The sequence below is a fragment of the Aquirufa nivalisilvae genome (genome assembly GCF_004307455.1).
In the GTDB taxonomy this organism is placed as follows: domain Bacteria; phylum Bacteroidota; class Bacteroidia; order Cytophagales; family Spirosomataceae; genus Aquirufa; species Aquirufa nivalisilvae.
Genome location: NZ_SEWX01000007.1, coordinates 1 through 10249, shown reverse-complemented (window position 1 = coordinate 10249; position 10249 = coordinate 1). Strand labels below are relative to the sequence as shown.

Annotated in this window: 1 protein-coding gene; it reads left to right on the top strand. The window is 43.0% G+C overall.

Going from position 1 to position 10249, the window contains the following annotated elements:
* Positions 1 to 10249, top strand: a 10249-nt coding sequence (locus EWU22_RS11095) for a hypothetical protein (protein WP_161566849.1), incomplete at both ends; no start/stop codon positions are given.

The window sequence follows — 10249 nt, the reverse complement described above, 5'->3', positions numbered from 1 at the left end:
ACATATACGGGAGCTAAGAGCATTACGTTCTCCGGAGCGAGCACTTCAAGTAGTCCAGCGACCGTACCAACGGTAGGTGCTACAGACTTTGGCACAGCAACAAGCTTAACATTTACGAATGGAGTAGCAACATCATCGATGGTATTGTATAAAGCGGAGTCATCGACTGTTTCAGCGACCGACGGCACGATTTCTTCAACAGGAGGCGATCGTTTATCGGTAACAGTAAGTCCAGCGAGCTATAGTAAATTGGCAGTAAGCCTAGCAACACCACAGGTGAATGGCACCGCCTTTACAGGCACGAATACGTTAACGGCACAAGATGCTTATGGTAATACAGTAAGTAGCTTTGACGCGAGTGTGAATAATGTGACGGTGACCACGAGCTTAACAGGAGCAATCAGTGGATTATCAGGCACGAACAAGTTGAGCAATGCTGGAGACTTTGTAAGTGGAGTAGCGAACTTGACTACGAAATTGATATTTACTGGAACAGTAGGAACAGGCACCTTTACTTTCACACCACAAAGTGGCACAGGAGTAACGAGTGGAAGTGTACAGATAAATTCCGGAGCAGCGACCCACATGATGATTACGGGTAATGCCAGTCAGAATGCAGGGGAATCTCAAACGATCACGATTAGAGCAGTAGATGCGAGTCATAACACAGCTACAGGCTATACAGGCACGAAGAGTTTAACGTTCTCCGGCGCGAATAGTTCAAGTAGTCCAGTGACAGTAGCGACAGCGAATGGTACAGACTTTGGTACATCGACGAGTATTGTATTTACGAATGGTGTGGCTACAGCTTCCGTAGTTTTATACAAAGCAGAAAGTGCATTATTAACAGCGAGTGATGGAACGATTAATGCGACAGGAAATTCACATGAATTAGCCGTAACAGTATCACCAGCTACCTTTAGTAAATTGGCAGTAAGCCTAGCTTCACCTCAGGTGAATGGAACCGCCTTTACAGGAACGAATACCTTAACAGCGCAAGATGCTTATGGCAATACAGTAAGTAACTTTGACGCGAGTGCGAATAATGTGACGGTGACCACGAGCTTAACAGGAGCAATCAGTGGATTATCAGGCACGAACAAGTTGAGCAATGCAGGTGACTTTGTAAGTGGAGTTGCCAATTTGACGACGAAATTAATATTTACAGGAACAGTAGGAACAGGAACATTTACTTTCACGCCACAAAGTGGAACAGCAGTGACAAGTTCGTCTGTTACTATCAACTCTGGTTCGGCTACGAAATTAGTAGTAACAGGAACTGGCACTCAAACAGCAGGAGCTAGCCAAACTGTAACTGTTACAGCGAAAGATGCGAATGGCAATACAGCAACGACATATACGGGAGCTAAGAACATTACATTCTCAGGAGCGAGCACTTCAAGTAGTCCAGCGACCGTACCAACGGTAGGAGCTACAGACTTTGGTACAGCGACAAGCTTAACATTTACGAATGGAGTAGCAACGTCATCGATGATTTTATACAAATCAGAAGCGGCAACCATTGCAGCGACTGACGGCACGATTTCTTCTACAGGAGGTGATCGTTTATCCGTGACAGTATCTGAATCTAGTTTCAGCAAACTAGCAGTAAGCATATCGAGTCCACAAGTGAATGGTACAGCCTTTACAGGAACCAATACCTTGACAGCACAAGATGCTTATGGTAATACTGTGACCTCTTTTGCAGCCAATACGAATAATGTAACGGTAACAAGTACATTAACTGGAACAACTAGTGGATTAGGAAGTGGAGTTAACAATGTATTGAATCAAGCAGGTGATTTTGTAAGTGGAGTAGCGAACTTGACGAGCTTAGGCTTGAAGTTTACTGGCACATCTGGTTCGGGTACCTTTACATTTACTCCAGCAACTGGAACAGCAGCAACCAGCTCAAGCATTACTGTAAGTCCAGGAGCAGCTACGAAATTAGTAGTAACAGGAACTGGCACTCAAACAGCAGGAGGTAGCCAAACAGTTACCATAACAGCAAAAGATGCGGATGGCAATACGGCAACGACATATACCGGAGCTAAGAATATTACGTTCTCAGGAGCGAACACCTCGAGTAGTCCAGCGACAGTACCAACGGTAGCAGCCACGAACTTTGGCACAGCGACAAGCTTAACATTTACGAATGGAGTAGCGAGTGGAACGATGGTATTGTATAAAGCGGAATCATCGACTGTATCAGCGACGGACGGTACGATTTCTTCTACAGGAGGCGATCGTCTATCGGTAACAGTAAGTCCAGCGAGCTATAGTAAATTGGCAGTAAGTCTAGCAACGCCACAGGTGAATGGCACAGCCTTTACAGGAACGAATACCTTAACGGCACAAGATGCTTATGGAAATACCGTATCATTTAATGCATCAACAAATAATGTAACAGTTAGTACCACTTTAACGGGTAGTATTTCTGGATTATCAGGAACCAATAAATTAACCAATGCAGGAGACTTTGTTGCTGGAGTAGCCAACTTGACTAGTTTAGGTTTAACATTCACAGGAACCACAGGTGCAGGTACATTTACCTTTACCCCATCATCTGGTACAGCAGCTACTAGCTCAAGCATTACAGTAAATCCAGGAGCAGCTACGAAATTAGTAGTAACAGGAATTGGCACTCAAACAGCAGGAGGTAGCCAAACAGTTACCGTAACAGCGAAAGATGCGAATGGTAATACGGCAACGACATATACCGGAGCAAAAAGTATTACGTTCTCAGGAGCGAGCACCTCGAGTAGTCCAGCGACCGTACCAACGGTAGGTGCTACAGACTTTGGTACAGCAACTAGCTTAACATTTACGAATGGAGTAGCGACATCATCGATGGTATTGTATAAAGCGGAGTCATCGACTGTATCAGCGACCGACGGCACGATTTCATCTACAGGTTCAGATCGTTTATCTGTAACAGTATCACCAGCTACCTTTAGTAAATTTGCAGTTAGCTTAACTAGTCCACAAAGCAGTGGTGTAGCCTTTACAGGCACGAATAGCTTAACGGCGCAAGATGCTTATGGTAATACAGTAACTAGCTTTGATGCGAGTGCGAATAATGTGACGGTTACTACCACATTGACTGGGACAATTACAGGCTTATCTGGAACAAATGTATTGAATGCTGCAGGTGATTTTGTGAGCGGTATAGCTAATTTGACCTCAGCCATCACATTTACAGGTACATCTGGAACAGGAACCTTTACCTTTACTCCAGCGACAGGTACAGCTTCTACATCAGGCAATGTAAGTATTGGATCAGGAGCAGCCACGAAATTGGTTGTGACTGGAACAGGCACTCAAACATCAGGCGGTAGCCAAACAGTTACCATTACAGCGAAAGATGCGAATGGTAATACAGCAACCACATATACCGGAGCTAAGAACATTACGTTCTCTGGAGCAGGCACCTCGAGTAGCCCAGCGACAGTACCAACAGTGGGTGCTACAGACTTTGGCACAGCGACAAGCTTAACTTTTACGAATGGAGTAGCGAGTGGAACGATGGTATTGTATAAAGCAGAGTCATCAACTGTATCAGCAACAGACGGCATTATTTCGTCCACGGGAGGCGATCGTTTATCAGTAACAGTAAGTCCAGCGAGCTATAGTAAATTGGTAGTAAGCCTAGCTACACCACAGGTGAATGGAACTGCCTTTACTGGAACGAATACCTTAACAGCACAAGATGCATACGGAAATACCGTTCCAACATTTAGTGCAGCTACAAATAACGTAACTGTTACAAGTACGTTAACAGGAGCTATCACTGGATTATCAGGAACGAATGTATTGAATAATGTATCCGATTTCACTAGTGGAGTAGCGAACTTAACAAGTTTAGGCTTGAAGTTCACAGGAACATCTGGAGCAGGAACATTTACCTTTACTCCAGCGAGTGGAACAGCGGCAACGATCTCAAGTATTACAGTTAATTCAGGAGCAGCTACGAAATTAGTAGTAACAGGAACTGGAACACAAACAGCAGGGGGTAGTCAAACAGTTACCATAACAGCGCAAGATGCGAGTGGTAATACGGCAACAACATACACAGGAGCAAAAAATATCACATTCAGTGGAGCGACGGCATCATCGAGTCCTGTAACAAATCCAACAGTAGCAGCTACGAACTTTGGTACAGCAACAAGCTTGACCTTTACAGCAGGTGTGGCTACAGGATCGATGGTCTTGTACAAAGCAGAATCTGCAACAGTGAATGCGACTGATGGAACAATCAACTCGAATACAGGAGGAACATTGAACGTAACAGTGAGTCCATCGACGATGACGAAATTGGCAGTGAGCTTAACGAGTCCTCAGATCAACGGCACAGCCTTTACAGGAACCAATACCTTAACAGCTCAAGATGCTTATGGTAATACAGTAACGACTTTTGCAGCTAATGCAAATAATGTAACTGTAACGACAAGTTTAACTGGAACAGTAAGTGGTTTAGGAAGTGGAGTTAACAATGTATTGAACCAAGCGGGTGATTTTGTTAGTGGAGTAGCGAACTTAACTAGCTTAGGCTTGAAGTTCACAGGAACATCAGGAGCAGGAACGTTCACTTTCACTCCAGCTACTGGAACAGCAGCGACTAGTTCGTCTGTTACCATCAACTCAGGAGCAGCGACTAAATTGGTAGTAACAGGAACTGGAACTCAAACAGCAGGAGGTAGCCAAACAATTACCATAACAGCGAAAGATGCGAATGGAAATACAGCAACTACTTACACAGGTACGAAGAGCATTACTTTCTCAGGTGCTAATAGTTCATCATCTCCAGTTACTGCACCAACCATTGCAGGAACAAGCATAGGATCAGCTACTAATATTAGCTTCTCAAATGGAGTGGCAACTGCAAGCATGATCTTGTATAAAGCAGAAAGTGCAACCATAGCTGCAACGGATGGATCTAATGTAGCAGCTGGTTCAGATCGATTATCGGTAACTGTTTCCGAATCAACCATGACGAAATTGGCAGTTAGCTTAGCTAGCCCACAGGTGAATGGAACAGCCTTTACAGGAACCAATACCTTAACAGCACAAGATGCTTATGGTAATACCGTGACAAGCTTTACAGCATCCACGAACAATATTACTGTTAGCAAGACTTTAACAGGAACGATCACTGGTTTGAACGGCGGAGCTGTATTGAATGCAGCAGGTGATTTTGTAAGTGGTGTAGCTAATTTGACAAGTAGATTGATTTTTACAGGTACTATTGGTACAGGAACATTTACTTTTACACCATCAACAGGAACAGCCGTAACAAGTGGTAATGTGGTAGTTAATCCAGGAGCAGCTACTAAATTAGTGATAACTGCTACTCCAGGTTCCATCACTGCAGGTAGCACCAAATCTATCACGATTACCGCACAAGATACTAGTGGTAACACAGTAACAAGTTATGCTGGTGATAAAAATTTAATATTCTCGACTTCTACTACACCATCAAAAGTACCTACTGCCAGCAACAAGAATGCTGTTGATATTGATTTCGGATCAACGACTGTTGTAACGTTTGTTAATGGAGTAGGAACTAGTACTTTAAAAGGATATAAATCTGAATTAACAACAGTCAGTGTGACTGATGGTACTATTGGTTCGAGTGGAGGAGGTAATTTACCGTTGGATATTACTCCAGGAGCATTCAGTAAATTAGCCGTTAGTTTAGCTAGTCCTCAAATTTCGGGAACGGCCTTTACAGGAACAAATACCTTAACTGCTCAAGATGCGTATGGTAATACAGTTAATTTAGATGCTTCAACGAACAACGTTACAGTTACTAATAGTCTAGGAGGAACAATCACAGGTTTATCTGGTACGAATAAATTATCCAATGCTAACGATTTTGTTGGAGGTGTAGCTAATTTAACTAGTTTAGGATTTACTTATTCAGGAGCTTCTGGAACAGGTACATTTACCTATACTCCAGCTACTGGAACCGCTATAACAAGTAGTAATGTTACGATTAATCCAGGTACAGTAAGTCGTTTAGAAATAACTGGAACAGGTACGCAAACTGCTGGTGGATCCCAAACAATTACGCTACGTGCCAAAGATGCAAGTGGTAATATTGTACCATCTTACACTGGAGATAAGTCCATCACCTTCTCAGGTGCACTTTCTTCTTCAAATCCAGTTGTTAATCCAACAGCTTCGGATAAAACAAGTGCAGATGTGAGTTTTGGAACAGCTACAACAATCACATTTACAAACGGTGTAGCAACTACGACCTTAAAATTGTATAAGGCAGAAACGGCTACATTAGTAGCTACCCAAGGAGCATTGGTAACTAGTGGTGGAGATCGTCTATCGGTAGTTGTTTCTCCAACTAGCTTAAACAAATTTGCTGTAGCCTTATCTACTCCACAAACAAATGGACAAGCATTTACATCTTCGAACCAAGTGACGGCTCAAGATGCTTATGGTAATACGGTAACAAGCTTTAATGCAAGTACCAATAATGTTACAGTGACAACTACCTTAACTGGAGCAATCACAGGATTATCTGGAACAAATAAATTGACCAATGCAGGAGATTTTGTGAGTGGAGTGGCGAATTTGACCAGTCTAGGCATGATATTTACGGGTACATCTGGATCAGGAACATTCACGTTTACTTCTGCTACAGGAGGTGCCTCAGGTACCAGTGCTACGATATCCATAAGTGGAGGAACAGCTACTAAATTGGTGATGACTGGAAATGTTAGTCAAACAGCAGGTTCATCACAAACAATTACATTGACAGCTCAAGATGCCAATGGAAATACAGCTACAGGATATACAGGGGTTAAAAATATTACATTCACAGGAGCAACTAGTTCTCCTAGTCCAGCAACAAATCCAACAGTAAGTGGAGTGAACTTTGGTACTGCCATTAATATGACATTTACTAGTGGTGTTGCTACGGCTAATATGATCTTGTTTAATGCAGAAAGTGCAACGGTTTCAGCAACGGATGCAAGTATTTCAACAGCTGGTTCTGATCGATTGACTGTGGCAGTTTCAGCAGCTACCTTCAGTAAATTAGCCGTTAGTTTAGCTAGTTCGCAAGCAAATGGAGTGGCCTTTACAGGTACAAATACCTTGACAGCTTTAGATGCTTATGGTAATACGGTGACAGGTTTTAATGCCAGTGCCAACCCAATTACTATCACAAGTACATTAACTGGTACAATATCGGGTTATTCAGCTAATGTGATAGATCAGGCTGGTAATTTCACGAATGGAGTAGCCAATTTAACATCCAATTTAATCTTCACTGGAACTACAGGTACTGGAACATTTACCTTTACTCCACAATCTGGCACAGCAATTACTTCGGCCAATGTGACGATTAATGCTGGTTCGGCTACCAAATTCATAGTAACAGGTTCAGGTACTCAAACTGCAGGTAGTAGTCAAACGATTACGATTACAGCTAAAGATGCTAGTGGCAATACCGCGGCTGCTTATACGGGAACTAAATCCATTACATTCAGTGGAGCCAATGCATCAAGCAGTCCAGCAACTAATCCAACAGTAGCGAGTACAAACTTTGGCACTGCCACAAACGTGAGCTTTAGCAATGGAGTAGCAACGGCAAGTTTGAGCTTATACAAAGTTGAGTCGGCATTGATTGTAGCAACGGATGGCTCAGTAACAACGAGTGGTTCAGATCGTCTTGCTGTATCAGTGAGTCCAGCCAGCTTCTCGAAATTAGCCGTTAGTTTGGTTGGTTCTCAGGCAAATGGAGTTAGCTTCTCAGGTAGTAATACCTTGACGGCCTTGGATGCTTATGGAAACATAGTGACTGGCTTTGATGCATCAGGAAATAATATTACGGTAACGACTACCTTAACAGGAAGTATCTCTGGTCTATCAGGTACAGATAAATTATCGAGTGCAGGTGACTTTAGCAATGGTGTCGCCAACTTGTCAAGCTTAGGAATGAAATTTACAGGTACGGTAGGAACTGGTACATTTACATTCACTCCTGTTTCAGGAACTGCCGTTACTTCGGGTAATGTATCAATCGGTTCAGGAGTACCTACTCGTTTGGTCGTTACTGGAACTTCTACTCAAACGGCAGGCGGAACACAGGTCATTACGATTACGGCAAAAGATGCCAATGGTAATACTGTAACTTCTTATACTGGAGACCATGCTTTGACCTTCTCTGGTGCTGTAGATTCAAGTAATCCAATTGTTCACCCAACAGTAATTGATAAAAATTCGACAGCGCAAGATATTCATACAGGTGCTACTTTAACATTCACGAATGGTGTTGCTACTACTACCTTGGCTCTTTACACAGCAGAAGTGGCTAACATTGCATTAAGTGATGGAAGTATTAGTGCATCTGGTTCTGATCGCTTGACTGTAACGGTTAGTCCTAGTACTTTCAATAAGCTAGTGGTAAATTTAACTTCTCCTCAATCTAACCGAGTAGCCTTTACTGGAACAAATACATTAACTGCTCAAGATGCTTATGGTAATACCATTACCAATTTTGATGCAAGTGCAAATAATGTGACAGTTACGACAACCTTAACTGGAACAATCTCTGGATTATCTGGAACGAATAAATTGACCAGTGCAGGAGATTTTGTCAGTGGTGTGGCTAATTTAACTAGCCTTGGATTGAAATACTCAGGTACCATTGGTGGAGGAACATTTACATTCACTCCGGCCACAGGAACGGCAGCTGTAAGTAGTAGTATTACCATGAGTCCTGGTCCAGCGGATCATATCATGATTATTGGAACTGAAACGCAAACTGCTGGAACTTCTCAGTCGATCACCATACGTATTGTTGATGCAAATCATAATACTGTTACATCTTATGCAGGAACCAAGACTTTAGTATTCTCGGGTGCATCTAGTTCTTCAAGTCCAGCAACTGCACCAACTGCTAATGGAGTAGCATTTGGATCTAATACATCGGCAGACTTTACTTCTGGTATTGCCACCGTTTCATTAGCCTTGTATAAAGCTGAAAATGCCGTTGTTCAAGTAACAGATGGAACTTTAGTTGCGGTTGGTAATCACCATGAACTTCCTGTAACGGTATCTGCTAATAGTTTCAGCAAGCTGGCAGTTAGTCTAGCAAGTCCTCAAACGAGTGGTGTGGCCTTTACGGGTACTAATACCTTACAAGCTTTGGATGCTTATGGTAACTTAGTAACAACCTTTAATGCTGCTGGTAATAATGTTACAGTTAGTACTAGTTTGACAGGTGCTATTTCTGGATTGTCAGGAACCACATTGTTAAATTCAGGAACAGACTTCTCAGGAGGTGCAGCCAATTTAAGTAGTCTAGGCTTAATATTTACCGGAACATCAGGTACAGGCACATTCACGTTCACGCCAGCGAGCGGAACGGCAGTAACGAGTGGCAGTGTGAGCATAGGAGCAGGTTCTGCTACGAAGTTCATTGTTACAGGAACAGGCACGCAGACAGCAGGTGGTAGTCAAAACATTACGATTACAGCCAAAGATGCGAGTGGTAATACAGCAACAGCTTATACGGGAGCTAAATCGATTACATTCAGTGGAGCTAATGCATCAAGCAGCCCTGCAACTAATCCAACTGTAGCGAGTACAGACTTTGGTACCGCGACCAGTGTGACATTTAGTAATGGAGTAGCGACGGTAAGCATGAGCTTATACAAAGTAGAGTCGGCCTTGATCGTAGCTACTGATGGTTCAGTAACAACGAGTGGATCCGATCGCTTGAGTGTGAGTGTAAGCCCAGCGGTATTCAGCAAATTAGCCTTGAGCTTAGCAGGACCACAGATCAACGGAGTAGGTTTTACAGGTACGAACAGCTTAACAGCCTTGGATGCTTATGGCAACGTGGTGACTGGCTTTGATGCCTCAACAAATAACATCACTGTAAGCACGAGCTTAAGTGGTAGTATCAGTGGCTTAAGTGGCACGACTAAGTTGAGCAATGCGGTTGACTTTGTGAGTGGAGTAGCGAACTTGACAAGCTTAGGCTTGAAATATACTGGAGCGGTAGGTTCAGGAACATTCACGTTTACCCCAGCTAGCGGAACAGCCGTAACAAGTGGAAGCATTACGATTAACCCAGGTTCAGCCAATAAGTTTGTAATCACAGGAAGTGGCACGCAGACAGCAGGCACGAGTCAAACGATTACGATCACAGCGAAAGATGCGAATGGTAACACAGTAAGCTCTTATAGTGGAAGTAAAGATTTAACATTCTCAGGAGCTACTA